General features: G+C 31.3%; 1 protein-coding gene. It reads right to left on the bottom strand.

Features of this window, described 5'->3' with window-relative positions; translation table 11 throughout:
• Positions 1–687, bottom strand: a 687-nt coding sequence (gene uxuA, locus CLOBL_RS27295) for a mannonate dehydratase (protein ID WP_077861848.1), incomplete at both ends; no start/stop codon positions are given.

Genomic DNA, 687 nt, shown 5'->3' with positions numbered 1-687 from the left:
AAGTTCTATGAGAAGTTTCAATAAAATCACCATTATCATAAATCTTTACATTTCTAATATGAGCAAAAGCAATTCTATTTCCAAATTCTCTTATCATTGCTGGTACATCATTATTAGGGTTTGAACCTATAGCACCACTACAAAGAGTAAGACAATTGTATGGATTATCAACAAGCTTTAACAATCTTGCTAAATCATTTCTGTCTTTAACGATTCTTGGTAGACCAAATATTGACCAAGGTGGATCATCCGGATGAACCGCCATCTTAATATCATTGATTTCTGCTACTGGTATAATTTGTTCTAAGAAATACTTTAAGTTATTCCATAAATCTTCTTCTGTCACATTCTTATATGCTTCAAAAAGCTGAGTTAAATTCTTTAATCTTTCTGGTTCCCAACCTGGCATTGTTAAATCTGGATTTGATGCTATCTTGTTAACCAATTCCATTGGATCTATATCAGTAATTCTTGCCTTTTCATAAAAAAGGGCTGTTGATCCATCTTCTGTCTTCTTATATAAATCTGTTCTTAACCAATCGAATACTGGCATAAAATTGTAACAGATTACTTTTACACCAACCTTAGCTAACTTTTCTATTGTTCTTTTGTAGTTTTCAATATATTTATCTCTAGTTGGAAGTCCTAACTTAATGTCCTCATGAACATTAACACTTTCAACAACAT

It is taken from the genome of Clostridium sp. BL-8 (genome assembly GCF_002006495.1).
In the GTDB taxonomy this organism is placed as follows: Bacteria; Bacillota; Clostridia; order Clostridiales; family Clostridiaceae; genus Clostridium.
The sequence above is the reverse complement of the archived record's forward strand: the minus strand, read 5'-3'. Positions and strand labels throughout refer to the sequence as shown.